The organism is Paenibacillus sp. JNUCC 34 (genome assembly GCF_058269055.1).
Window position 1 is genome coordinate 3,488,779 of the sequence record NZ_CM177770.1, and the last position, 26,058, is coordinate 3,514,836.

General features: G+C 44.2%; 26 protein-coding genes and 2 pseudogenes. 2 read left to right on the top strand and 26 right to left on the bottom strand.

Features of this window, described 5'->3' with window-relative positions:
- Positions 1–245: 245 nt before the first annotated feature.
- Positions 246–377 (bottom strand): annotated as a pseudogene (locus AC2TF5_RS16260) (malonyl CoA-acyl carrier protein transacylase); the annotation flags it as partial.
- Between the two features lie 195 nt (positions 378–572).
- Here AC2TF5_RS16260 and AC2TF5_RS16265 point away from each other — a divergent pair.
- Positions 573–1,043: a transposase gene (locus AC2TF5_RS16265; protein WP_491298137.1), complete on the top strand. Its 471-nt coding sequence runs from the start codon at positions 573–575 to the stop codon at positions 1,041–1,043.
- A 102-nt stretch (positions 1,044–1,145) separates the two neighbouring features.
- On the opposite strand, the gene AC2TF5_RS16270 is transcribed toward AC2TF5_RS16265, so the two are convergent.
- From AC2TF5_RS16270 to AC2TF5_RS16295, 6 genes are all read right to left on the bottom strand, one after another.
- Complete coding sequence (locus AC2TF5_RS16270) at positions 1,146–2,156, bottom strand: LCP family protein (RefSeq protein ID WP_491298138.1); 1,011 nt, start codon at positions 2,154–2,156, stop codon at positions 1,146–1,148.
- Positions 2,157–2,185: 29 nt separating this feature from the next.
- Complete coding sequence (locus AC2TF5_RS16275) at positions 2,186–2,800, bottom strand: undecaprenyl-diphosphatase (protein ID WP_491298139.1); 615 nt, start codon at positions 2,798–2,800, stop codon at positions 2,186–2,188.
- A gap of 46 nt (positions 2,801–2,846) precedes the next feature.
- Positions 2,847–3,971, bottom strand: coding sequence for an FtsW/RodA/SpoVE family cell cycle protein (locus tag AC2TF5_RS16280; protein ID WP_491298140.1), 1,125 nt, complete (start codon positions 3,969–3,971; stop codon positions 2,847–2,849).
- Between the two features lie 213 nt (positions 3,972–4,184).
- Positions 4,185–4,718, bottom strand: coding sequence for a hypothetical protein (locus AC2TF5_RS16285; RefSeq protein ID WP_491298141.1), 534 nt, complete (start codon positions 4,716–4,718; stop codon positions 4,185–4,187).
- 66 nt (positions 4,719–4,784) lie between these two features.
- The gene (locus AC2TF5_RS16290) at positions 4,785–6,194 is read right to left on the bottom strand and encodes a sensor histidine kinase (protein WP_491298142.1); all 1,410 of its coding nucleotides are present in this window, start codon (positions 6,192–6,194) and stop codon (positions 4,785–4,787) included.
- 3 nt (positions 6,195–6,197) lie between these two features.
- The gene (locus AC2TF5_RS16295) at positions 6,198–6,902 is read right to left on the bottom strand and encodes a response regulator transcription factor (RefSeq protein ID WP_491302914.1); all 705 of its coding nucleotides are present in this window, start codon (positions 6,900–6,902) and stop codon (positions 6,198–6,200) included.
- Positions 6,903–7,210: 308 nt separating this feature from the next.
- On the opposite strand from AC2TF5_RS16295, the gene AC2TF5_RS16300 reads away from it, so the two are divergent.
- Positions 7,211–7,843 (top strand): LysE family translocator, encoded by a 633-nt coding sequence (locus AC2TF5_RS16300; protein WP_491298144.1) that lies wholly within the window; start codon positions 7,211–7,213, stop codon positions 7,841–7,843.
- Positions 7,844–7,991: 148 nt separating this feature from the next.
- Here AC2TF5_RS16300 and eutH read toward each other — a convergent pair whose 3' ends face one another.
- From eutH to AC2TF5_RS16395, 19 genes and pseudogenes are all read right to left on the bottom strand, one after another.
- The gene (eutH, locus tag AC2TF5_RS16305; protein ID WP_491298145.1) at positions 7,992–9,089 is read right to left on the bottom strand and encodes an ethanolamine utilization protein EutH; all 1,098 of its coding nucleotides are present in this window, start codon (positions 9,087–9,089) and stop codon (positions 7,992–7,994) included.
- 82 nt (positions 9,090–9,171) lie between these two features.
- Positions 9,172–9,444 carry a EutN/CcmL family microcompartment protein gene (locus AC2TF5_RS16310; RefSeq protein ID WP_491298146.1) on the bottom strand — a complete coding sequence of 91 codons (273 nt, stop codon included), beginning with the start codon at positions 9,442–9,444 and terminating at the stop codon, positions 9,172–9,174.
- A gap of 16 nt (positions 9,445–9,460) precedes the next feature.
- A complete protein-coding gene (locus tag AC2TF5_RS16315; RefSeq protein WP_491298147.1) occupies positions 9,461–10,159 on the bottom strand; it encodes an ethanolamine utilization protein in 699 nt (232 codons plus the stop codon).
- Positions 10,160–10,179: 20 nt separating this feature from the next.
- Positions 10,180–10,815: an ethanolamine utilization phosphate acetyltransferase EutD gene (gene eutD / locus AC2TF5_RS16320; protein WP_491302915.1), complete on the bottom strand. Its 636-nt coding sequence runs from the start codon at positions 10,813–10,815 to the stop codon at positions 10,180–10,182.
- Between the two features lie 13 nt (positions 10,816–10,828).
- Positions 10,829–11,626, bottom strand: a complete 798-nt coding sequence (locus AC2TF5_RS16325) for a cobalamin adenosyltransferase (RefSeq protein WP_491298148.1) — start codon at positions 11,624–11,626, stop codon at positions 10,829–10,831.
- Between the two features lie 130 nt (positions 11,627–11,756).
- The gene (gene pduA, locus AC2TF5_RS16330; RefSeq protein ID WP_491298149.1) at positions 11,757–12,047 is read right to left on the bottom strand and encodes a propanediol utilization microcompartment protein PduA; all 291 of its coding nucleotides are present in this window, start codon (positions 12,045–12,047) and stop codon (positions 11,757–11,759) included.
- Between the two features lie 36 nt (positions 12,048–12,083).
- Positions 12,084–13,592: an acetaldehyde dehydrogenase (acetylating) gene (locus AC2TF5_RS16335; RefSeq protein WP_491298151.1), complete on the bottom strand. Its 1,509-nt coding sequence runs from the start codon at positions 13,590–13,592 to the stop codon at positions 12,084–12,086.
- A 31-nt stretch (positions 13,593–13,623) separates the two neighbouring features.
- Positions 13,624–14,163: a BMC domain-containing protein gene (locus AC2TF5_RS16340; protein ID WP_491298152.1), complete on the bottom strand. Its 540-nt coding sequence runs from the start codon at positions 14,161–14,163 to the stop codon at positions 13,624–13,626.
- Between the two features lie 12 nt (positions 14,164–14,175).
- Positions 14,176–14,829 carry an ethanolamine utilization microcompartment protein EutL gene (gene eutL, locus AC2TF5_RS16345; protein ID WP_491298153.1) on the bottom strand — a complete coding sequence of 218 codons (654 nt, stop codon included), beginning with the start codon at positions 14,827–14,829 and terminating at the stop codon, positions 14,176–14,178.
- Between the two features lie 18 nt (positions 14,830–14,847).
- Positions 14,848–15,792, bottom strand: coding sequence for an ethanolamine ammonia-lyase subunit EutC (gene eutC / locus AC2TF5_RS16350; protein WP_491298155.1), 945 nt, complete (start codon positions 15,790–15,792; stop codon positions 14,848–14,850).
- A gap of 17 nt (positions 15,793–15,809) precedes the next feature.
- Positions 15,810–17,174 (bottom strand): ethanolamine ammonia-lyase subunit EutB, encoded by a 1,365-nt coding sequence (locus AC2TF5_RS16355; RefSeq protein WP_491298156.1) that lies wholly within the window; start codon positions 17,172–17,174, stop codon positions 15,810–15,812.
- A gap of 71 nt (positions 17,175–17,245) precedes the next feature.
- Positions 17,246–18,676 carry an ethanolamine ammonia-lyase reactivating factor EutA gene (gene eutA / locus AC2TF5_RS16360; protein WP_491298157.1) on the bottom strand — a complete coding sequence of 477 codons (1,431 nt, stop codon included), beginning with the start codon at positions 18,674–18,676 and terminating at the stop codon, positions 17,246–17,248.
- Between the two features lie 135 nt (positions 18,677–18,811).
- Positions 18,812–19,786 carry a sensor histidine kinase gene (locus AC2TF5_RS16365; protein WP_491302916.1) on the bottom strand — a complete coding sequence of 325 codons (975 nt, stop codon included), beginning with the start codon at positions 19,784–19,786 and terminating at the stop codon, positions 18,812–18,814.
- Positions 19,762–19,948 (bottom strand): annotated as a pseudogene (locus AC2TF5_RS16370) (response regulator); the annotation flags it as partial. The gene AC2TF5_RS16365 and the pseudogene AC2TF5_RS16370, both read right to left, overlap by 25 nt.
- 74 nt (positions 19,949–20,022) lie before the next feature.
- Positions 20,023–20,454: a EutP/PduV family microcompartment system protein gene (locus tag AC2TF5_RS16375; RefSeq protein ID WP_491298158.1), complete on the bottom strand. Its 432-nt coding sequence runs from the start codon at positions 20,452–20,454 to the stop codon at positions 20,023–20,025.
- A gap of 11 nt (positions 20,455–20,465) precedes the next feature.
- Positions 20,466–20,822, bottom strand: coding sequence for an ethanolamine utilization microcompartment protein EutS (gene eutS, locus AC2TF5_RS16380; RefSeq protein ID WP_491298159.1), 357 nt, complete (start codon positions 20,820–20,822; stop codon positions 20,466–20,468).
- 120 nt (positions 20,823–20,942) lie between these two features.
- Complete coding sequence (locus AC2TF5_RS16385) at positions 20,943–22,085, bottom strand: 1-propanol dehydrogenase PduQ (RefSeq protein ID WP_491298160.1); 1,143 nt, start codon at positions 22,083–22,085, stop codon at positions 20,943–20,945.
- Between the two features lie 369 nt (positions 22,086–22,454).
- The gene (locus AC2TF5_RS16390; protein ID WP_491298162.1) at positions 22,455–24,446 is read right to left on the bottom strand and encodes an FAD-dependent oxidoreductase; all 1,992 of its coding nucleotides are present in this window, start codon (positions 24,444–24,446) and stop codon (positions 22,455–22,457) included.
- A gap of 592 nt (positions 24,447–25,038) precedes the next feature.
- Entirely contained in the window at positions 25,039–25,845 is an 807-nt protein-coding gene (locus AC2TF5_RS16395) for a MerR family transcriptional regulator (protein WP_491298163.1), read from the bottom strand.
- Positions 25,846–26,058: the final 213 nt, after the last annotated feature.

The following is a 26,058-nucleotide window of genomic DNA, read 5'->3' on the forward strand; positions in this document are numbered from 1 at the left end:
AGATTTTATCATAGCAATAAATGTAATTACAAGAATATTATTGTAAAATATAACATAATTTCATTATTGAATAAATAATACTAACTTTACATATTTATGACGAAATAGTTGACTATCAAACAAATCCAAAACGTCATCTAATAGATTTAAACTACAAACAGGCTACCATCTTAAAGAGGCAGCCTAGAATGTTTTATAAGTGTTACAAGAAAATAAACTTGCTGTTATTTATACCAAATTGCATCAGTCAACGCGTAATCATTCATATCCATACTGCCTTCAAAACATAACTTTTTTAAATCGTAAGAAATAGCATGACTGGCTTCTTCAAATAACTCCTTAGCGACATCAAAATTATTCCAAAAGCCCTTACCCATCCCAACAATCTGAGAACCTTGTCCAGGAAACAGAAAAGCTAAATTACTCTTTCAGTATCCCCCATTTATTTAACTTTATATTTCACACATTCGATCTTCCTATTTAGTTATAAATTTCCTTATTTTCAAAAATACAATAAACTATCATTGTAAGTTATTCAACAATTTTAAGTTAACACGATGGAGCGAGTGAACTTGGAGGGGATTTTTGTATGGCGACTCATGAAAGAGTTGTCGATTCAATCTGTGATTCGAAAGAAACGAGAATTCTCAAGCTATACGCCATCTGTTATATATCCTAACCGACTAAAGCCCCAATTTCATGCCACCGCTCCGGGTCAGAAAATGGTGACTGACATTACGTATATCTCGGATGGCACTCGCTTTTATTATCTGTCTGCCATTCAGGATCTATTTAACAATGAGATTGTAGCTTGGCAAATCTCTGATCGTAACGATGTGAAGTTGGTACTCGACACGATTAAACAGTGGACACGAAAAAGAGACGTCTCGGAAGCTGTGCTCCATTCGGACCAAGGCTTCCAATATACGTCTCAGGCGTACAACACGCGATTAGCGGTCGGAGATATATCTATTTTTATAACTACCAGCGATTTCAGGCCAAATTTAAACAGTGCGCACCAATTGAGTATCGGCACGCACTAGCTGCATAGCTTGCTTTTTTATTCTGTCTACTTGACAGGGGTAAGACCAATATCAAGGCTTTTAAAGTAACCACTATTTATCAATGGACATTGACATCGTCGTTTAATCCATCACCCCAAAAGCTTCTAGGTTGAGCTGACTTTCTGAACTGACACCTGCCTCATCACGCAGTGCAGCCAACGCTTGTTGCAAATCCTCTTTTTTTACGTATACATAGGGACTCTTCCAACTGGATTCCATCTGTAATGAACGAATATGATTCGGTTTGATTTTCGGGAAATTATAGACCCATTGTTGAAGATCAGATTCAGGAATATCAGACTTCACATTTTCACCGATAATGTCCAATACGTTTCCCCATTGGGAAATCCCTTGAAAATCCCCCAGTTTCTCAATGATCTGCTTGATCACTTGCTGCTGTCGATCATTACGCGCGAAATCGGAGGACTCCCGAGTCCCTTGATTTGATTTACGATACCTGACATAGTCGAGCACTTGTTGACCATTAAGAGTCTGCAAGCCCTTTTTTAAATCGATACGCGTTCCGTCTGCGGAATCGTTATATTTCATATCCATGTCGACATCGATTTGCAGTCCGCCAAGCGCGTCCACCGTCTGCCGTAAGGCATCAAAATTCAACACGACCATATGATCAATCGGAAAACCTAGCAAATCAGAGAAAAAGCGTTTTGTATTAGGAATAGCCTCTGACTTATCCTTTATATAGTAATAAGCATAATAATAATTGGACTTATGAGCAGGCAATGATTTAGGTTTTAGCAGCAAATCACGCGGCAGGGACAACAAACTAGCAGATTGGGTTTGTGGATTGAAACTGACAAGCATAAGAACATCTGTATTCATCACCCCATCAGCACCATCCCGGCTATCCACACCCGCCAAAAGAAAAGTCATAGGTTGAATCGATTCCTTCTTTACATAATCAATCGGATCATCAGCCAGCTTAGGAGCTGCCACACGTTGAATCGCAGCATCCGCCTTATAATATATATACCCCGCATAGATTCCAACTCCAAGTATCAGGGCGATTATGACAAGGTAAATGCTCATCATAACTTTACGAATTGCTTTTCTCTTGGGTTTGATAGACATAATTTCCTCCACTCAATTCTAATAAATATTCAATTTTTGAGTTTAGAAGCTTTTTTATTACTTTTCCAAATTTTCTTCTCGATTTTTTCATAAAGATTGATGCCAGCGTTCAAACATTTATGAGCTACAGACCATCGATGAACCATTTGATAAATCATAAATGCACTAATTACACCAATAAATGCTCCCGTGATGACATCAGAAGGATAATGAACACCATTCCAAATTCGGGAGAATGAAATCAAACCTGCCAATATAAGCCAAATCACGCCATCTTTCTTACGAAACAACCATATGCCTGTTGCGATTACAAAGGCCCCAATCGAATGATTACTTGGAAATGAAGCGTTAGCGGAATGTTCAATTAATTGGTTAACCGTATGATGGACAAAAGGCCTATCCCTATAAAAAAAGTGAGAAAGTATACTACCAACACTAAATCCAACACAAGCTGACAAGAGAGTTGTTATCACCATTTGCCTGTTCTTATGGATGCGAGTAAACCAATAAACAATAATCCCCAGGTAAAAGAGGTATTCCGCTTTTTCTGATAAAAAACGCATAAATGGATTTAATGCAGAGAATGTTACTGCCATTTGATTGATGAATTGAAATACGAGATCATCCGTTTGAGAAATGCCCAATTTCTTAACCTGCTTTCTATTTCTGTAATAATAAGGTTGCTTTAGTTCATTCTATATAGATATCGTCTTTATGAAATTTTACACTTAATACCAATCCAATTGCAATCATATTACTTAGTAGTGAGCTGCCTCCATAACTTATGAACGGTAAGGAAATACCCGTCAGGGGTACCAAACCGATATGCATGCCTATATTAACGAAAATTTGAAAGACTAACATTCCTATAAGCCCGGTAACAAGATATGACCCTGCAAGTTCTCTACTATCTTTGACGATATGAACCATGCGATATATGAGAAGGAAATATAACAGCAACAGCACCGCAGAACCCAAAAAACCATATTCCTCGCCTATGACTACATAGATCGAATCGGAATACGCATAAGGAACAAACCCTCTACGTAAAAAAGATACGTCACTTCCAGTCAATCCTCCCAAAGCTATCGCATATTTTGCGTTATTAACATGCCATGATTTATCGGGATCACTGGCTGGGTCAAGAAAAGTCTGAATTCTTGACATTTGATGAGGCTCCACAATCTTGGATAACAATTCGAAATTGGCATAGTATAGCCATAATATTATGCCTACCGTAATGATCATAATACTGATGAACAGAATCATATATAATGAACGGATGTTACCCATCCACAGCATACTAAGCAGTGCACCTACAAAGACTAGAGAAGTGCCTAAATCGGGCTGCTGCATGATTAAGATGATAGGAATCATGAAAATGATACAAATCGGTAATATATCTTGAACAATGCGAAGCTGGGCTCCCTCTCGCTTGCCTAATAAATGAGCAATCAGAAGCACTGTAAATAATTTAGCTAATTCAGAAGGTTGAAGCTGAAAACTTCCAATACTTAGCCAACGAACAGCACCGTTAATGTTCTCTCCGGTAAACTTGACAAGAACCAGCATCCCTATGCCAATTCCATAGAGAACGTAAGATATCTTACCTAACAGAACTCTATAATCTAACAATGCGAGAACCAGCATAGGAATGCAGAATGCACCGAATAGATATAAATAACTAATGTGAAGGCCTTCTAAATTCGTATCCACTGTGGCTCCATAAATAGCAATCATACCAATGGCAACAAGACACGATATAATGAACAGCATGGATTTATCTAGTTTTGAAATTATGTGGGTTATAAACATATGACAACCTCTATTTTGTAGAATTTCTGTAGGAATACCCCTAAAAATGAACATCACAAATAATCCGATGCGAAAATACGCCTTGTTTCATGACGTAATGCTACGGACTATTATGTTTTATGATGGCCATCGGAGACAATCAGGTCGGCCCCTTATTTTACCGTTCAAATCATAGGACACCTCCCTCTTGTTAACTACAATCCTTGGGAAGGATTACTCAAGATCGAACTTACCGTGATACTCCTTCTTGGATAACAGCTTCAATTTATCTTCACTCAAGCCATAAATGTCCAGACCATTTCCTGCAGCCCCTAATGACCAGCCAAGCACGAGCTCGGACCGACCGTCCTGATCGATATCTGGAAATCCAGCATACTCCAAGCCGTAACCAAAGCCCTCGACTTCCGATACGATTCGCCACTCCTCATTATCTTGCTTAAATAGCGCCGCTTTCAACATTTTACCTGTCGCTTTATTCTCTTCATATACAACGACAGCTTCATCGATACCGTCCCCGTCCATATCTCCGAACGAGAACTCATTACCTTCTTTTCCCTGCGTGGGGACTAACAATTGAACTTCGTCAGGCAGTAATTTGATAAGTTCATAGCTGACTTTGTCTCGCTGAATACTTGCTTCTGATAGTGGAGGCTTAATCATATCTATTGGTGTTGCTGGAATCCCACATCCTCCGAGCAACAATAACGTAGTCGATATGAAACCTATTCTAATGAGTTTGTTGAGCATTCTGATTACCAGCTCCTCGATTGTCAAGGTTATTTACTATTCTATCTTTGAAAGGGAACGAAGTGGTTATGAAATAGTTAAATTTAATTTCCCTTTTATTGGCAAGTAGATCTGGATTGTCGTACCCTTACCTACCTCGCTAATTATGCGTAATTCTCCATGATGTAACTTAATGATCTCATCTGATATCGATAGACCCAGACCACTGCCAGGTGCATGTGGATCTACTTTGTAGAATTTTTGCAGCACATTCTCTAGATCCTCCTCTGCGATTCCTGAGCCAGTGTCCTCAACGGTAATAACGACTTGTTCTTGAGCTGTATAAGCGTGTACAAAAATTCGACCAGTGGCATCTGTAAATTTGAGTGAATTATCAATTAAATTAATTAGTACTTGCTTCAAACGATTCTCGTCTGCATGAATGGTAGGGAGATTCTCCTCAGTTTGTATTTCGAGTGAGACTCCTTGCCGAGCAGCTCTTGGGGCAAGTTGTCTACCCATGTGTTGCAATAATTCTGATAGATGGACAGGTGCTGAGTGTATGACAATTCTTCCGTTATCCAGTTTAGAGAAATCTAACAGTTCTTCCACCATACGAGTTAACCTGTCGCTTTCTGATTCAATAATATCCAATCCTTCTTTAAGGATTTGCTCGTTGTGATTCCCACTCGATTTCAACGTGATGGCCCAGCCTTTAATTGACGTTAATGGCGTTCGCAGTTCATGGGACACGGATGAAATAAAATCATTTTTAAGCTGTTCGCTCTTCAAAATTCTACCTGCCATCATATTTAACGTATCAGCTAAAGAACCCAGCTCATCCTGATAGCGTTTTTGTACTCTTATGCTGAAGTCTCCTTCTGTCATCTGATCTGCTGCCTGTTTAAGATCCTTAATTGATCTCGTGATGGTCCAGGACAACAATAGTCCAAGAACGGTAACAATCGCAAGAACAAGCAGACCCACACAGATCAGTACGACTGCAATACGATTAACCGTATGTAGTGTTTCAGTCAAGGAAGTGACAAATCTAACTTCTCCAACGATGATGTCATGGGCTCGTAAGGGAAAAGATACCGCTAATATCGCTTCTTGGGTGGAAGGGTCCTTCCCTCTCCAAGTGCCGGGTTGTCCTTGGAGTGCAGTTCGTACATCTAAATACGTAGTCATGTCATTGCCGCCTTGAAGTCCGGTAGAGTCCTGCAAAAGTCGGCCTGAGGAATTAATAATCTGCACTTGCGCATCCGAGTTATGTGCAAACCCCTTCAATAATCGATACGATTGTTTCTCCAGATCTTCATCGGCAAAATATTGCTGAAAAAAAGAAGCAGACAGCTCCGCTTGATTCATCAGAATCCGCTCTACATTATGAAGATAATAATATCTCACGTATACCATGAGAAAAATCTCAAGAATGAGAACAGTGATACAAATGACCACAAGATAACTTCCTACTAATCTTTTCTGAATACCCACTTCTTAACCGTCCTTCCTGAAGCGATATCCCACTCCCCATACCGTTTCAATCCAATGTGGATTGGAGCCATCATCTTCAATCTTTTCCCGTAACTTTCGCACATGAACATCTACTGTTTTAGGATCTCCGATATAATCCTCTCCCCATACGAGATTTAATAATTCATTTCGAGATAGTGCTGTATCGGGATGTTCTAGAAAAGTTCTAACTAGTTGAAATTCCTTCGGCGTTAATTCAATAAAGATGTCATCTTTGAACACTTTATTCGAATTTAGATCCATCCGAATTGGACCGGATTGAATCACGGATCTTTGCGGTTTTAGAGCAGTTTCTGTTCGGCGCAATATCGCTTTAATTCGTGCTACAAGCTCTAACGGATTAAACGGTTTGACAATATAATCATCAGCTCCGATTTCTAATCCTTTGATCTTGTCCAGATCTTGTCCGCGTGCAGTTAAAAAGACGATGATGACCGCAGGCTCTATCTCTCTTAACTGTCGGCAGATTTCAAATCCATCAGTATCTGGCAGCATAATGTCCAGAACAACAACATCGGGTCGATTCGTAGTGAAGAGTTGTATCGCTTCTCCTCCAAATGCAGCCTCACTCACCACAAATCCGTTATTTAGTAAATTAATCGATACAAAACGTCTAATATGTGCATCATCTTCAACAATAAGTACTTGATTACGATTAGCGGTATTTATAGCTTCCACCCCCATAACTCGATTTCTAACAAATAAAATGAAAAAAAGCTCTCCCTGTAAAGAGACAGCCTTGAGCTCATATCTAGTCCTTACTTGCGAAATTATTACATGTGGATATTACTCTAAATTAATCTACTTGTCAAAAGCTTCTACTGACCTTGGAAACCCAAACTTATTTCACTAAAGGGTCAGATTGTCGAATTTTGGGATATGTAGTAAGATACATCTGATACTATTGGATACTATTTCAAAGAACAGCAATAACAATATACGAGTTTCTAGACATCAAATTTGAAAGAAGTGTTTACTTGAATATATTCTTCACGTATCTTCTGGCAGGTCTTGCAATTGCAATGCCTGTAGGAGCAATGACAGTTGAAATGACGAAGCAAGGTCTGAAAAAGGGTTTTATGCATGGTTGGGCTGTTGGATTAGGTGGAATGACAATCGATTTATTATTAATTATAGCATTATATATGGGATTAGCTTCTGTACTTGCTATACCTTACATTCAAATACCAATGTGGCTTATTGGCGCATGTTTCTTAGCAATTTTAGGCTATGATTCCATAAAAAACTCAGACCAAGATATTACGTTAGCTGGTAATAAACCAAACGGATCATTTCTTAGCTCATACCGTAATGGCTTACTAGTAGCTATTTCCCCAGGAAATCTCGTGTTTTGGATTTCCGTTTTTGGGGCTGTACTTTCTGATTCATATGATATGACACAACCGACAAAATTTTTAATCGTAGGGGCGGGTATTTTAACTGGTATCCTAGTCCATGATGTTGGTCTACTTGCAATTGTTTCGGTAACAAGAAAAGTAATGAGTCAAACCATGATAAAATGGGTATCCATCATCGCTGGATTTATTTTAATAGGTTTTGCGGGATATTTCTTATATGAGTTTATAATAGCAATAAAAGGAGTACTTTAGCCAGTTTTCAGCTCTAGGACTCAATGATTCATGCGTACATCTCATTAATAACAGGTACGTGTAAACTAGGTACTTTCGTCGACACGCTTCTGCGCACGGATTTCTCTGTGCGCAGGTGTCCTAGCTATTTTCAACTCCTTCGGCCCTCCTACTGATCTTTCTTCGGTTCCAATGTCATTTTCTTCGACAAATATACAGCAACACAAACCGCCGTAATACCGCCCACTAGCTTCCCGACAATCATCGGGAAAATCATTTCTCTAGCCACCCCTGCCGTAAAGCCAAGGTGATCGCCGAGCACAAATGCAGCTGACACAGCGAAGGCCACATTTATGACTTTGCCCCGGGCATCCATATCCTTCATCATGTTAAACATTGGGATGACGTTGGCGAGCGTTGCTACCATCCCCGCTGCCGCAACTTCGTTCATGCCTAACAGTTTACCCATTTTCATTAACGACTTATTGAACACCTTTGTAATGACAAATACCATCGTAAAGGCGCCAGCCAGCACAATCGCAATATCACCTACGATCTCGATACCTTCTCCAATAGGAGCAAGACCAGGAATGATTGTGAGCCCTGTTAGCTGCTGTACAATGGCGGCTGCAAGTCCTAATGTTGCCACAATGACGATGAATGTTCCGAAAATAGTGAAGCCCTTAATCATACCATCAGGAATTTTCCAAAGGCCAAGTACGATTAATACTGCAAATAGGATGATTGGAACCAGGTTGGATAGAATCATGCCGATGGGAAAACCGGCAACAAGCCCCCCTGCCAAGCAGCCAAGCGGAATCGTCACGATACCAGCTAGTACGCCAGTAGCCAAGAACTTCTGATCTTCCTTTCTGATTATGCCAAGCGCAACCGGAATGATAAACACGATCGTCGGCCCGAGCATTGCACCCAAAATAGCTCCGGCAAACAGGCCCGCCTGTGGGTCCTGCGCCAGTTCAAGAGCGAGTGAGAAACCGCCCATGTCATTTGCTAACAGCGTAGTTGCAAACATCGAGGGATCTGCGCCGAGCGCGGTATATAGAGGTACGACAATCGGGCTTAACAGTTTGGCCAAAACAGGGGACAGTGATATGATCCCTACCATCGCCAGTGTTAAAGCTCCCATGGCCATAATACCTTCTTCAAATTGCTGACCTAACCCAAACTTACTCCCGATACTCTTGTCAAGCGCACCGAGAATCATGAAAATGACCATTAAGTAAATAATGATTTCATTAATTTCCATGATTGTTGGTCCTCCATTCTTATTGGAACTGTTATTTTTCTTCTCTCGAAGATCTTATTACAATATAATGAACAAGCGCATTTCATCTATGAGCCAGCTCCACCGAATCGACGATACCTACGATGACCGCATCAACTGGCACGTCTGAGGCGGCTAGCGAGGTTCTGGCAGCGCCTCCTCTCGTAACTAGCACAGTGTCGCCGATGCCTGCGCCCGCATTATCTGCAGCTACGAAATAATCATGCTGATCCGGATTACCATAGGAATTCGGCTTGATTACAAGGAAAGTCAGACCATTCAGCTTCTTATCTTTTCGGGTAGCCCATAAACTGCCCACAACTTCTCCTACAATCATCGTTTCACCTCACCCATTACCTTCTGCTTACACGCATCTGATGCGTATGCAAATAATCCTGCGCCAGCGGTGTAATTATACTGTGCGGGCCAACTACGATCTCTTTCACGTTTTGAAGACGGTGTTTTTTCACATCAGCTTCAGTAATAACTTTGCTTGTTATTACTTCTGATTGAGAGATCATGTCAACATGAGCAGCCTCGCTGTGTACTTCTTCTAGATTCTCTGCTAGTCGTTCATCTTCCAGACAAGCACTCAGCAGGTCCGATTCCCGTGCTGTTTTAATACCATAGCTTTGGAGTTTATTTGCAAATCCGTCATACAGCTTGTACAGCATAACAGGAGATGTTTGCTTATATTTCCTGTAAAGCAGCCCTTCCTCCAGAACAACAACCCGTTTTCCTTTTAGCAGCATAGTCAGTACAAAAACTTCACGTGTGCTTGCGCTTATGCCATTAGCTAAATAAGACAGCAGCCCAATGCACATCTTCGGAATAATTAGAAGATCGCAATCTCTGACCGATTCATCGTAATAGCGCACCTCGTAGTACGGATTCAGAATACTCTCCAGTACGGGAACAGGCTCCGTAGACAGAAGGATCGCTTTCTTACTGATTGCAATCGGCTCGCTCGTCTGCGCCTGCTGCAGCCTCTTTAACACTTCAGCCGCTACCGCTTCGATGATTGCTGTCCGATCCAGAGCTTGAATGTCCATTTGTTAACACACTCCCGGTCCTAGTTGCCTTTCTTCAAAATTTGACCCTTCGTGCCTTTCGTGAATCCACATGCATTCGCTTCGTCGTAGTCAATATGCATGTATGTTTCGTAGTTGGAACTCACTCGTATCAGCACATCGTCAAATATGAGAGGACGGTTGCCATATACTTTCACTTGCACGATTTCACCATTCTGCACATTGAATTTCTTGGCATCTTCCGTTTTCACATGGATATGGCGCTGGGCAGCGATCAGCCCTTGCTTCAGTCGAATTATGTTATTTCCAGCAGCAATTACAATACCGGGAGTTCCTTCCAACTTGCCGCTCTCTCTAACGGGAACAGACAGGCCCAATACGACAGCATCCGTTTGCGATACCTCTACCTGTGATTCTCTACGTTCAGGACCGAGTACGACGACATTGTATAAAGCGCCTTTAGGTCCAATTAGCGTAACACGCTCTTTGCAAGCATATTGTCCAGGTTGAGACAGGTCACGTGCTTTCGTCAGTTGATAGCCTTTCCCGAAAAGCTCATCTATCGCTTCCCGGTTCAAATGAACGTGCTTGCCGGATGCTTCGATTTCGATAAAATTATGTTCCTGTACTCGCTTGATTACTTCACTCATGATATTTTCTACCAGTTGATTATTCACCATTCACACCTCATCAGTTGTACTGTCCTACGCGAATTCGGAACATCATGATCCAGAATAACGAAGACAGCCGGTTCAATGTCCGGATGATATCTTCGCGCTCTACGGCCCCGTGTTCGCTTTTAAAAGCCTGATAAGCCTGCAGTTCCGTCTCCCTTGTCAATGTACGTAACCCATTTATGACAACAACCGCTTCGCCCATATCATAGCTGGGTTGAAAATGCTCTAATCCAAAGTATTTCTTGGGAAAGTGGGACATTTCACGCAATTCCTTTGGTGACATTCTTAGTAAATGAAACTCGTCTATATTTTCACTCAGCACTTCACATCGGACAATTTGCCGTACAAAAAGTAAAATCTCTTCCAAATCATCGACCAGCTTGGTCATGTTGAGCTTAAAGCAACTAATTTGCGCTTCCAAAATTTTCGTTTCTAATGAATCCAGTTTGCCGCGGAATACGATCCGAGGGTGATCTTTAAATACAAGCATATTTCCATACAGATGAGTCATGTGCTCCGGCTTTGTTTCCAAAAAGCCGCCATACAGTGTGCGGAAACGTTTTTTTCCTTCTGCCGGGTTTTGCAGACTGTCCAGTTTTTTTGTAATTTGAAGCCTGACTTCCTTGTTGGGTGGTGCCGAGGCTTCAGTCTCAGTAGCTCCGACATAACGAAGTTCAATCTGATGATCTGTCAAAAAACTCTTGGCGGAAGGTGTTAAAATCGTTCCAGCCGCAGCCTCGTATACGGCAACATCTTTCAAATTCTGATTTCGAAAGTGTTTGCGCAGTTCGCTTTCGGTAATAACAGCCATATTTTCACATCCTTTTACACTCAGGCATCGAGGGCCGCTGGCGATAGGATTGCGACAGGCGGGTGAGACGGATGCGGAGTATCCGCATCCGTCTTCCGTCAAGATGGTCAGGCCTGTCAGATATTAAATCTTATTCCGTTGTTCTCGCCTTAGGCAAGATGGAGTCCACTTCAGTATGTGGTCTTGGAATAACATGTACAGACAACAATTCACCTACACGTTCTGCCGCTGCTGCACCTGCGTCTGTTGCTGCTTTAACAGCACCTACGTCGCCGCGAACCATAACCGTCACAAGACCTGCCCCAATTTGTTCTTTCCCGATTAATGTTACGTTAGCAGCTTTAACCATTGCATCCGCTGCTTCGATTGCTCCAACCAATCCTTTTGTTTCTACCATTCCCAATGCGTTAGTGTTTGCCATGATAAAAATCCTCCTTGATGTATGTTGTATAGTGGATCAACGTTCGGTTACAAATGAACAATTTGAACTTACACTTGCATTTTCTGCCAATAATCGTTTAACAATCATGTCGATCAATTGCTCTTTATCGGCAAGATTTATAGCAGCCTCTTCAGGGTACGATTGCGGTACTGGCTCCATCAAATCTTCTAACTCCCTTACCCCGTAAGCCAATCTACGAATGTTGAGTAGATTAAGCGGGCTTATGTTATCAGACGTTGAGCTACCCCCTACCGCCCCAGATCCTAGCGTAAGTGCCGGAGAAAGTGCGGTCGTTCCACCTATTCCACCAAGTGCGCCTGGCGTATTAACTAATAGCCTGGACACTGGCTTCTTCAGAGCAAATTCACGAACGATCTCCTCATTTTCTGAGTGAATCATCATAGTATGTCCCGCGCCTTCTAGATTTAATATCTCGATGCAGCGTTCACATGCCGACTCCCAATTGTCTTCCGTATAAAAAGCCAAGATTGGACCCAGCTTTTCGCGGGAATAAGGAACATTATTTCCAACACGAGTTTCTTCGGCGATCAGCACGCGCGTACCAAATGGAACTTGTAAATTAGCCAGCTTGGCGATATGTCCTACGCTTCTGCCGACAATTTGCGGGTTCATTGTGCCATTGGGACGCATAATTATTTTGCCCAGTTTTTCGGCTTCCTCACTGGAGAGGAAATATGCGCCTTGCTTCTTGAGCTCGGCCATGACCGCTTCTTTACTGCAAGTTTCAACAATAATCGATTGTTCGGACGCGCAGATCGTACCGTTGTCGAATGTCTTGGAGTCCATAATGCGTTTGACCGCGAGCGGTATATTGGCGCTCTTCTCGATGAATGCCGGACCATTGCCCGGTCCGACACCGATAGCTGGCGTTCCGGATGAATACGCTGCTTTAACCATAGCCGTACCGCCAGTAGCGAGTATCAAATTAACATCTTTATGCTTCATCAATGCGTCTGTTCCCTGTATCGATGGAACACTCATAACATTAATGGCTCCGTCTGGGCAGCCTGCTGCGATAGCTGCTTCGTTGACTATACGTACCGTCTCCATAATGCACTTTAACGCATTTGGATGAGGTGAGAACACTATGCTGTTGGCAGCTTTGATGGCAATCAACGCTTTATAAATGACAGTCGATGTCGGATTAGTGGATGGAATCAATCCTGCCACTACGCCGACCGGCACAGCTACTTCCATCACTTTATTTGTTTTGTCTTCCTTTAGGATGCCCACTGTTTTCATTTTTTTAATCGACTCATACACATGCTTCGCTGCAAATGTGTTCTTGACGATTTTGTCCTGCCAGCGACCAAAGCCTGTTTCTTCATTTGCCATTTTCGCCAATTTCTCACGATGTTTGTAGCCAGCATCGGAAATCGCTTTTACGATGGCATCAATCTGTACCTGTGTCATTACAGCCAGCTTGGCTTGCGCCTCTTTGGCCTTCTTAATCAAGTTTCGAGCTTCTTGAATGGATCTTAGGTCCTTATCCAACGTTTCCATTAACATCCCTTCTCTCCATTACGTTGTATTATTACAAACCGGCTTTCTTCGCATTCTTGCTGCGCTTTGCTGCAGTTGCTGACTTCGTCTTACGTTGGCTTCCAGGCTGACTCTCTGCTCGCTCAAGAGCCACAACATTATCGGTCTTGGGTTCATCAGCTTCCGAAGTAGCCGCAACGGCTGCCAGCTTTACATCGGCGGCTAGTGGGTCCGCTGTGCTTTCTCCCAGCTTTTCATTATTGGCAAGCGGGTCCGCTGTACCTCCTACAAGCTGCTTCGTGTTCGCACTCACATCAACCGGGCTTACAACCAAAGCGGCTGTTTCCTCATGGATCCTAGGAATGACATGTCTTGTCAACAGCACATCCAGTTGAGCAGCTATCTCTGCTCCCGCTTCCACCGCAGCCTGCACGGCACCGACCTCTCCGCTCAGCTTTACCGTCACCAAACCGCCCTTGATGACTTCCAAGCCGATGCAGTTGACACCTGCTGCTTTCAAAGCTGCATCCGCAGCTACGATTGCTCCCAGATACCCTTTCACTTCTACTAGGCCTAACGCGTTATTTTTCATTGGCAGCTATCCTTAATAACTCATCGGGCTGTCTGCGACGAATTGCACTGATGCTGCAAAAGCGTCACATGCCGCCTGGCAGGCAGATTGGCTGCCCGTCAGCAGAGCACCGCCGAAGTTAGTCTCGGAAGGCGGCCCGAAGAAGGTAGCAATCGACACATCGGCTGCCTTAAGCGCCGCATCGATCGCATACATCGCTTCCATCGGAGGCGCGATCAAATACGCTAGCGCTTCACCTTCTTTAATATTGGCGGTCTGGGACAAATATGTTCCTGTGCGGGAGACTAGATGGGCAAAATAAGGGATGCTGTTATCATCATTCGCACTGACAAAATGAGCGCCGCTAGCGATAAATTCAACGGCGGCATTCAAGCCGCTGCGTACTTCTTCTGGGCTTGGACCTGCCAGAATGCCGATGACCTCGCCCGCCAGCTTCGTGGAAGCATTGGCCGAGCCGGCATACATACTTTTTGCATATACAACATCTACGTCAGCTGCTTTAGTTGCTTCGTCTAGCGCTGCATAAGTGACATCGTCAATGTCAGCAGTAATGATCCCTAGACTTTTGTAGCGAGATTTCAGTTCCAGTTTGTCAGCCATGTCAGGACTTACGTTGGAAATGAGCTTCACGCCCAACACTTTTGCATGAATGTGTTCGTTTCTCATACGAGCCTCCTTGCATTGCTATATTTTCAAATCAATACCCGAAGCTTGTTTGTCTATCATCGTCTTAATCAATTCGGCAATATGCGCCCCCGCTTCTACCGCCGGAGTACCTCCCGAGTGAATGTTCGAGATTACAGTACGTCTCGCTTCTGGCATGCCTATTGTCGGTCTATAAGCGATGTATGCACTCATCGATTCGGCCGTTACAAGCCCAGGCCGCTCGCCAACGAGTAGACAAACTACATCCGCTCCGGTGACTTCTCCGACTACGTCCATGGAAGGAACTCGGCAATGCTTGACGAACAGAATGTCGCCGACTTCGATGCCATACATCTTGAGCCCTTGCGAGATAGCAGGTATGATGTCGCGCAGGTTAGCTTCAATCGCTGCCGAACTTAGACCGTCTCCGACCATTAACTGTACCTTGGCCTGTTGGGCTGTATTTTGCCTAATATAGGCAAGTGTCTCTGTAGAGAACTGACGGCCCAGATCCGGACGAGTAATATATTCATCCTTGTCCCGGCACAGCGTTTCGACAGCGACTAAGTTCATTTCCTTCACAAACTCCTCGGATACATAGGAAAACACAGCGTCTTGGGCAGCGGCATGGTCAGCACGGAATCGCAATGACGTAAGCGTCTTATAGCGCGGGCCTGCACGCCAAACTCCAAGGCGGGCGGGTGTTTTTTCTTTCATTTTGAGGTATCCCTCTCGATCCGCTGGCTCTGGTACCAGAAGCAGCTTCCGAAGGTTGATTTCCGTAATATCGTCCAGACATTCTCCGCTGTCTTCTTGCTCTTCTACAGCTGTTTTGTTCTGCAAATATCCAGAAGAGACCGTATTGACCGCGGCATGTTGGACAGGGGCCTTTGTACTCGCAGACTTAGTGGCTTCCTCCGACTTGTCTCCTACCATTTCCATCAGAATTGATTCAATCATCGATTTTAGGTCTTTTTCATTCATAAGAGCTTCCTCCTTTCCTACTTAAGAAACACAGATGCGTCTCCGGCTTTTTTAGTCAGCTTGCCGTTTTCGATAAAGCCCATCTTTTCCATCCATTGCTCAAACTCACGGATCGGACGCAGCCCAAGCAGTTCACGTAATGTTGCAGTCTCGTGATAACCGGTTGTCTGATAGTTCAGCATGACATCGTCGCCATGCGGGATACCCATAAAGAAATTGCAGCCCGCCGTTGACAATAGGACAGCCAGATTTTCCAGATCGTTCTGATCCGCCTTCATATGGTTCGTATAACAAGCGTCGCACCCCATCGAAATGCCACTCAGTTTGCCCATGAAGTGATCTTCCAGACCAGCACGGATGACCTGCTTCGCATCGTACAAAAATTCGGGACCGATGAAACCGACCACAGTGTTGACGAGAAACGGGTTATATTTTTTGGCAAATCCATAGCATCGCGCTTCCATCGTCACTTGATCGACCCCATGATGGGCTTCGGAAGACAGCTCAGAACCTTGTCCCGTCTCAAAATACATCACATTCGGACCTGTCACCTGTCCATGTTGCATAACAAGTTGCTGTGCTTCATCAATCGTTGCTGCGTTGAAACCAAATGCTGTATTGCCCTTCTCCGAGCCTGCAATCGATTGGAAGATGAGGCCTGTTGGTGCGCCGCGCCTTACAGCCTCCATCTGAGTCGTTACGTGTGCCAGGATGCATGTTTGCGTAGGAATATCCCACTTTTGCCTGAATTCTTCAAAACGCTTCAAGTTGCGCATGACGCTCTCCACGGAGTCATCCACCGGGTTAAGTCCAAGTACCGCATCACCGATACCAAAGGTCAAACCTTCCATTAAGGAAGCCATAATGCCATCGGTATCATCAGTAGGGTGATTCGGCTGCAGACGAGCAGACAAAGTACCTGAACGTCCAATCGTCGTATTGGCGTGAGCCGTAACCCGAATTTTTTTGGCCCCGTATATCAGATCAAGGTTGGACATAATTTTGGTAACTGCTGCTACCATCTCGGCTGTAAGTCCACGTGATACACGCTTGATGTTAGCTTCCGTCGTGTTATCGTTTAAAATCCATTCCCGTAATTCTTCCACGGTCCAGTTCTGAATTTCGCTGTAAATGCGTTCATTTACTTGATCTTGAATAATTCGGGTAACCTCATCCTGTTCATAGGGAACCGCAGGATTGTTGCGAAGGTCCGACATCTTAATTTGGGACAGAACTACCTTCGCTGCAACACGCTCTTCTGCCGATTCAGCTCCTAGCCCGGCAAGCTTATCACCCGATTTTTCCTCATTTGCTTTTGCCATGACATCCATAAGTGTTTTGAATTGATAAATATGACCAAACAGTTTAGTTTTCAAAATCACAAAAGATCCTCCTTCCAAATTCTACTTAAAGTGTGTGATCAAAAGCTGACTTTTTGAACTACCTCTTAAGGTTAGTTAAACACGAGAGTCTTTACGACGACGGGCAATACTTTGCCGCCTGCGATCGGCTTGCCAATGTCAATATAGTCTCCGTTATCAACTTGAATGCTGTCGATACATACGACATCCTTCTTGTAACCAAGCAGGGCATAAAGAGTCTGACCCAGCACCTTCGCTATATCGTGATAGACAATTACGATAAGCGGGTACTCCCTTTCCAACAGCTCTGCCATTCCTTGATGCAGTCCATGAGCATACTTCTGCACGTCAAGAAAGCTTGGATTGCTCTTCCCTTCCAGCGCAATGGCGACCCGCTGCAGATCATTGTTCAGCTTGAACCAATTCAATTTGTCGGCAATGGCTTGCGCCAGCACCTCAGCGCTCCCCGATTCATCCATAGCCGCGAGCTTCAGAATCGGAATATTCTTGATCGGAAAGCTCTCTTCCGTATAAGTGATCGTGCTGCCACTAATTTCGGTCGTATGGGAGCCAGCCCCCACGACAGTTGCACGGATCGTCTCGGCTGGTCTAGCTACAGTCATCCGCTGAGTCAGCAGGGAATCGGCGATTGCCCTGCCGAGCAAGATCCCGATGTCCCCATACTGAAACACGTCACCCTCCACTTCCTGATAGATGCAGTCGGCTACCCCACCTGAGAAGGAGATGCACGGAATATTCCGATCCAGCTTCAACCCTTTGTTTGTAATGATGGTGTCGTAGAAATCGTCTGGCGGCCGCAGACCGACGCTTTCTTCAAGCAGTTTGACCATCTCCCCGATTATCGGCTCCAGAACGGTCGGTGTTACCCGCTGGCCAAGGGTCAACTGTATTCCCCTTCGCTCCGCCAGCAATTTGATCTTGGGTGCGATATAAGTAATCTCGCGCGTCTCTGGATTGACTCTAATCAAACGCCCGCCAATATCGAGACATCCCGTGTCCAGCAGCTCGCCCCCAGAGAACAACGCCAGATTGCTGGTACCACCGCCAATGTCGATATTGACAATGGAAGTGGAATACTCCTTGGAGTATGTATGAGCTCCCGCACCTTTGGCGGCAATGATGCTTTCCAAGTCAGGGCCAGCCGTGGCAACCACGAAATCTCCGGCAAAGCCGCTTAATGACAACAGCACTTCGTTGGCATTTTCTTTACGGGCAGTCTCGCCCGTTATAATGACGGCACCAGTCTGAATCTCTTCCTTGCGAATGCCGGCTTTGCGGTACTGCTCTTGTACGAACTCCTGAATTAGCTGCACATCTATTCGGTTGTCCGCCAGCACGGGCGTAAAGCAAATATCGCTCCGATAAACCACTTCCTTATCCGTTATAACTATGCGGGGCACCGAAAACGAGGATGCCAGGTTCTGAATATGCAGCTTCGACAGCACAAGCTGCGTCGTGGATGTCCCCATATCGATACCTACGCTCAACAATTGTTCGTTCACTTCTCTCACCTCCATCACTTGATACCACATACATGTAAACAAAAAGGCTCAAAGTTATAACTAACCCCCAAATAGCGGGAATTTATAACCTTAAGCCACATTGCTTATGCGACTACGCCTTTGTAGCCTGACTATTCATTTTTTAAAAGTAAACGCAACGGTCGTGCCGTCACCACTCGACGTAATGACTAACTTTCCTTTCAGCTTGTCTTTCACATAGCTGCCTACAATGGACAACCCCAAGCTCTCGAACGAACCATCTGCAACGGAAAATCCTTTTCCGTTATCCACCACTTCCATGGTGACCAAGTCGCCTTCTAACTGTGCATTTATCGTAATCGTGCCGTCCATACCATCTCCAAATGCATGTTCGCAGCTATTTTGCAAAAGCTCGTTGACAATCAATGCAATCGCTACGGTGCGATCGTTGTCCAAGCAGATGCTCTGCTCCACTGTCATCTCGATATGGATATTTTTACAATCTTCAAAACAGCGTTGAATATTGGTGGCTATAAGCTGAATGACGCCAAGCAAATCAACATGCGATTTGATCTCCCTTGATAACAGCTCATGAGTTGACGCAATGGCCAACACCCGGCTGACGCTTTCGTTTAAGTACCTTTTCGCTACCGGGCTTTCGCTCTGTCGCTCTTGAATACGGAGTAATGAAGCTACTGTTTGCAAATTGTTTTTAACCCGGTGGTGAACTTCACGAATTGCAACCGATTTGGAAATGATCTGCGCTTCCTTATCCTTAATTTCAGTTACATCATGTATGATGACGCCGACACGGAAATCCCGTTCTGCAATAAAAATCCTCTTCACTTGATAATTGCAGCTTGCTATCTTCACTTCTTTAGCTAGCGAATTAGAAGGAGACGAATAATATTCCTTCATAACACCCAAAAAGGTCGTCTGATCCAAAGACAGATTGTCATAATGCAATCCCTGAATGTCTTCCAAATAACCTAGCCGCCGGTAATATGCGTCTGCCTTTATGTTCTTGAGCTTTACAAAGCCGTTTTTGTCAAATAAAAGAACGGCATCCTCCAACTGATCAATGATCGAATGCAGGACACTATTGTTCAGAATTGGCATTTGAACATCCATAATGACCAGATCAGGCTGATGCATTTTACATAACTCAATAGCCTCAAAACCATCAGAAGCTTCGTCTACTCCATTGTAGTTCGCTTCTTCCAACATCCCACAAATATTCATTCTTGTAATAGGTTCGTCGTCGACTATTACAATTTTCCCATTCAATTGCATACACCCCGTAGTCGATCTATATTTGTTTGTATGCTGCGAATTCTCATTGGCATGGAATGCCTAAAAGGAGCTTCTTACACTTTCAAATAAGCCTCCAGCTCTTCCACACCTACATTTTCCATAGACGAAACCTCGAAAATGCGTTCCACTCCCGCCGCTTGCAGATAATCTCGCGCTTTCGCAATGTCCTCATCTGACTGAGCCAGCTCCACCTTAGTCACAATTCCGATGACCGGTTTGGCGAACATCGTCGCAAAGCCTGGCGGGAAATAGCTTTCTTCTTTTGTGCAGTCTTGTACAAGCCCGATAACATCTGCATCAACGCTAGAAACAAGAAGCATTTTATATAAATACCTGTTCTCAATACATTCTCCCGGCGTATCGATAGCTTGCTCAAAATTTTCGACGGCTTGCGTTTTCTTATAGGCCATCTCCTGACCATGCAATCGCTGGCACAACGTCGTCTTGCCTGATCCGGTGCTTCCGGCAAAAATAATCTTCCTCATAACACCGTCTCCTATGTTCTCGTTATCTTCGCAGCTGAAAATCCGAGAATATTCTGCAAGCCAACCAGCACTTCATTAATGGCAGATTCTACGGAGGATACATCACCTGTAATGACTAGCGAACCGCTGAATCGGTCAACGAAGCCGATCTGCACGCCAGCTGCTTTGGTTGCTATGTCGGCCGAAATGATTGATGCTTCACTCGGCGTAATAGTCATAATGCCAATAGCAGCATGCACATCGTTTCCTAATCCCAGCTTCTTGTATATATCCGGGCTAGGATTTGCAATGATATGAGCTAGTGTTACCTGTTTCCCTGGAACATATTCTTGAATTACACGTTGTTTTTCGTTGTGTTGTTGGTCCATACCATCATCCCATCTCTTTGAAAGATAACTGGTGAATTAGCAGCAAGAAGAAACGGCTTTATCTCCTTATTGAATGAACTTTATTGCGTGTTCAAAAGAGGACTTTTTGAACAACCTCTTTTAAGTCTGGAACATTTTGTTCAATATGCCAACGACATCCTTAGCAGAGGGAACACGTGGATTGGTAACCGTACAACCATCTTTCAGAGCACTTTCAGCAATCTCTTCTTTCCTCTCTTCTAGTATGCTTAACTCCACGTTACATTCTCGCAGCGTTTGCGGCATTCCTAATTGTTTCTGCAAATGCTTAATCGCCTGCACAAGACTACGCACGCCGCTCTTGGCGTTCGGAGCCGACAGACCCAAGTTCTTGGCGATCTCAGCATATCTGGCCGCCGTTTCATTGCTCCCCTCTTTGCTGTAACCCGGCTTGTAATCAGCATTGAATTCAATTACATGAGGCAGCAACAACGAGTTCATCCGCCCATGCGCAATCTTGAATTTAGCTCCGGCCACATGCGCGATACCGTGATTTAGTCCAAGTGAAGTTATGTTGAACGCCATTCCCGCCAAGCATGAAGCGTTATGCATTTTCTCGCGCGCCTCCAAATTGTTTCCATCCTTATAGGCTCTTGGCAAATAAGCAAATACCAGCTTGATCGCCTTCTCCGCCAAAGCATCGGAAATATCGTTCGCTTTTGTCGATACATATGCTTCAATCGCATGGGTCAAAACGTCCATTCCCGTATCAGCGGTAATGAAGTCCGGTACACTTTTCACTAATATTGGATCCAGTATCGCTTCTTCCGGCAGCATATCATCGGACACAATCGGATATTTGACGTTCTTGCTCTTGTCGCTGATAACGGAGAAAGACGTGACTTCTGATCCTGTTCCGCTCGTTGTCGGAATAGCGACGAACGGAATATCGTGCTGATCCAATATTTTTTTTGCAAAAAACTTCATTGCCTTGGCCGCATCGATTGCCGATCCTCCGCCAATCGCGATTATCAGATCAGCTTTGAACGAACCGAGCGCCTCTACGCCTTCTGTCACAATCTCGAGTGGCGGATCAGGCACGATATTGCTAAAAATGTATTGTTCATTGCTTTCATGCAGCCGTTCATACAGCATGTTTATCATCCCTGACTTGATCATGAACGGATCTGTGACGATAAAAATCCGTTTATTCTGCCAAACCGTCAGGCGATTCATCGCGCGCTCTCCTAGATAAACATTAGTCTTTATGGAAATTTTCTCCATATGAGGCACCTCCAAGTAGTAATTGGCAAAAAGAGACCTTTAAACGATCGATTCCTTTAAAAGCCTCTTTGCGCCGACATTCGGCTATTCACAATGGTGGGACCGCGTTGGATTTTGTTTTTATCAAAGATTGGTTAATTTTCGTTAGGCAAGAATTTTCCCTCACATTGTATTATTTTCACAAGCATTATTATTCGTGTAATCTCATCAAATATACAAAGTTAATTTGACGCATTGTATATTAAGTTCCTGGAAATTTTCACCATACACGCGGCAGCAAATGTCCGCAAAACGGCCCTTTTATCATTAAAGATAGAAAGGGCCGCTTCTAGTACTATGCTAATATTTCAATAGTCAGCAATGGTTTTATTATTTTGCCAGCGCTTTGGCTGCCGCACTCTCACCGCCAAGTCGTCCGGAAGTGAAGGAGTAACCGATACCCACGCCATTACCAACATACGTATCATTGTACAGCACGCCTTCTGATTCCAAACCTACGGCGAACAAGCCTGGTACTGGTACACGATCATCATTTAACACTTGGAAACTGGTATTAACGAGCAGACCGCCTACCGAACCAAGGTTATTGATCTCAGCGATGATAGCGTAGTATGGACCGCCCTCACCCATTGATTGCAAATATTCCTTCGTTTTGCCGAATTCGGAATCCACACCTGTCTTGATGGCTTCCTGGTATTTATCGAAAGCATCCTTAAAGACTGTGACGTCCATGCCGGCGTTTTCAGCAAGCTCCTCGATTGTATTGCCTTTAAAGCCATCACCATTCTCCACCATCGTATCAAATACTTTCTGCGCATCCTTCCAAGGGGTATCTAGCTTGAATTGGTCCTGAAAATCTGCATAGAATTCTGGCGGCATGCCTGGGAGCTTCGGTGCTTTTACGCCGTTCATGCCTTGAGCAGTCAAAGTATCGATTTGTGATTGCGATACGATGACCATATGATAAGCTCCATTAAATGCACTTGTGTTCGCTGCCGCTACCGCTTCCAGCGTAGTTGCTTCATCACGGAATCTCGCACCGGACGGACCTACGTTCATGAAGTTCGGCAAATAGCTAAGCATCAGCGGGTAGCTAGCTTCAAAGGAAGAATAATTCTCTTTCAGCTTATCAGTCGCTCTTGCAAGCGTTTGGTGCAGCATTTGACCACCGAAATTGTCTGGAACCTTAGCTCCGGCTTCCCAAGCCATTTTCAGACCTTCGCCGACATTTTGTCCCAAACCACCGTTGATTCCTTCAAAACCAAAAGCTTCCTTAACCATATCTTTATTGGCCGCATAGCCGCCTGTTGCCATAACTACGCTATTCGCCGAGATTTCCAGAGTTGTTCCGTCTTTCTTCTCTGCAACAACACCGGTTACGTCACCATTAGATCCTGTAATAAGCTTCTTGGCAGTCGTCTCCGTAATAACTTGACCACTGTTCTTCTCTACCGATTCTGCCAGCATGTTTCTCAGTAATTCCTGACGAGTATCATAAGCTGGAAGCACGTGCAGAGGCTCACCAGCGAAATTCAGAAACGTTGTTTGGTAGCCTTTTTTCGCCAACCAATCATATGTGTCGCCTGATTTCGTCACATATTGGCGGATCGCAGCTGCGTCAACACGCCAGTGGTTGTTAAATATCCAATCAGCTATTTCCTTCTCAACACTAATCTTCAGCCCCTCATTGATAGATGCGGAAGAATTATAGAATTTACCCGCCCAGGACAGGTTGCTCGCACCACCGATGGTTGCCGTTTTCTCAACGATAATGACCTTTGCGCCCTTGTCTGCTGCCGATACGGCTGCAGATACACCGGACGCCCCTGCACCTACGACTACTACGTCTGCAGAGAGCTGCTCCGTTTTGCCTTCGCCAGCTTTTTTCACGGCATTCGATTTGAAGGCTTCAACGTCTCCGCCAGCTTGTTTAACGGCATCTTCGACAACGGCTAACAATCCTGCACTCGTCTCGGAAGCACCGGATACGGCATCTACTGCCAATGTTTGGCCATCAATGATTTGTTCCTTCAAGGTATCAATCGCAGCATCGCCAATCCCTGCGGTTTCTCCTTGGCTTACTACTTTAATATCGCTAAGCTCATCTTCAGTAAATGTAACTTCAACCTTAATAATTCCTTCTTTACCCTTGGACTCTGCCGTATAGGTCCCTGGAGTAAAGGACATCATCGTTGCCATATCCTTCCCATTTGACGAAGACTGTTCAGAATTGCTATTAACCGCTCCTTCTGATTTCGACTTGTTCGAATTCGAATTTCCACTACAGCCGCCCAGCATCGTCAAAATCAAGACCAGGCATAGAGAAATCATCGTGAATTTAACTCCGGATTTGTTTCGCACTTATTGTCCTCCCTGTGATTGTTTATCGCAGCCCCTCTTCTCTCGTTGCTCAAGGCTACACCCAAATCGTAAACATTGGTGTAACACCAAGGTCAATGAAGATTATGTGAAATAATTCTCAAAGTCAGTCAAAAAAATCCGGCGTACCTTGAGATTAATGATTCGCTTTGCTATCTGCAACATCATTCGCAATCTGGGTGATGAGACATAAATTATAGTGCGAGTTCAAAAAGATCGGTTTTAAGCACCGAGAAGGTTGGATGAAGCTAGGGACTGAGGAGCGGAGCTGCACGTTTTCATAGAAAACTTCTTCGGGAGCATCTGTTTTGGGTACGTGAGCACCTGAGATGTTTCCGGAGGAAACATACTTCGTAAGCATTTGCTTAGGCCCGGCTGAATTCAAGATTCGATGCCGAGTTGCTTCCTGATTCGCTTCGTGTTAGATATAGAATTTATAAGTTATTAGCGGAGCTGATGAAATTCTATATCGCAAGAAAACCTACCTTTGAATCGCGGTCGCTCATCCTTGAAGTGGCCTCGATTAAAGGTTTTCTTATCAAAAGCGGACTTTTTGAACAACCTCTAATAGTATCTAAAAAGGAATGTTAATTTCAAGATAGGAACCAGGATCCTCCTGAATATATTCGTTCAGCAATAATTTCCCCGTAATATTGCCTGTAACCTTATGCCCTTTTGCAGCCAACTTATCCAGCATAAACCGAAAAGAATTGACCGAGAAGTTTTCCTGCGCTGGAGTACGAATCACCGAAGACAGGCAGCGGACCGGAGGAAGGTATTCCACGCCATCACTGATCCCAACATTCAAATTCATCAAATCTTCTTCCGTCAAAGTAACTCCCCAGCTATACTCAAACATATCGTTATCCGGCGTTTCATTCCAGTTCTCAATCCGGAAGCAAAAGAAGGTAAACGGTAGCAGCTCCATCCATTCGTTTACGACTCCTTTTAAAAAAGGCTCTTTCAATAAACGATTCTGATTCGTTTGCTTGAGCCGGTATCTGCCCGGCAATTGCTTGATCTGGCATTTTTGTAGTCTCTCCTCGATTTGGCCTAGCTCGGCCTGGATCTCGTTCATTTTATTTAAGAGCAGTGTACTCTTGCGGATTTGTTCCTCCAGATTGAGCTTGGACTCTTCAATTTTGTCCATGACTTGATGCGAGGTCCCGCCGTTGATAAGTTCGGAAACATCACACAATGGAATTTGCATGCTCCGATACCATCTGCTCATCAGCAAGCTGCGAACATCCAGATCATTATAATACCTGTAATTGTTGCTATGATCCTTAAGCGGCCTTATAATATCCTGCTTCTCATACAGCCGCAAAGTATCCGTCGAAACACCGGTAATGGTTGCAAACTCTCCGATGGAATATCTCATACCAGCCCCCCTAATTCAAAAAACACCCTAAGTATAGTTATTTATATCTTAGGGGAAACCAAGGAATGATGTCGTGAAACAATTCACATTGTTGCTGGTTTTGCAAGCCTTACAACTAGTTATACTTTGACCAAAAAATAAGCCATCCCCTTCGCTTTATCTAAGGGGATGGCTTGTTATCTTAACCTTCATTCTCCTGCACTCATTGTGCCC